We start from the raw sequence: 329 nt of genomic DNA, 5'->3' as shown, positions 1-329 counted from the left end.
TTGGCCCATAACCGGCGGCTAGGCAATGCACAGGGTCTTGGGTCAGCGAACTCGTTTTAGAGCAGAGAGTGAACCAGCCTGTTCTGAGTCCGAGCAAGAACAAGCACGGCAGTAGTGGCTTTAGCCACGGATGGCGGGCAGGTTCTGCACAGGAGTCAAGGCTGGAGAACTCGTTTACGCAAATATAAAAGCATCCACAAAAGATGGGGCACTTCAAAGAGCCTGGAACACAACGAATTATGTTGTGCCCCAGGCTCTATTTTTAATTTACGAACTTAAATAGCGAAAACGTGGGACAAAAGTCAAGTCGCTGTGCAGACTACGAACAG

The sequence above is a fragment of the Furfurilactobacillus siliginis genome (assembly GCF_001437435.1).
Classification (GTDB): Bacteria; Bacillota; Bacilli; order Lactobacillales; family Lactobacillaceae; genus Furfurilactobacillus; species Furfurilactobacillus siliginis.
This window is presented reverse-complemented; position numbering follows the sequence as displayed.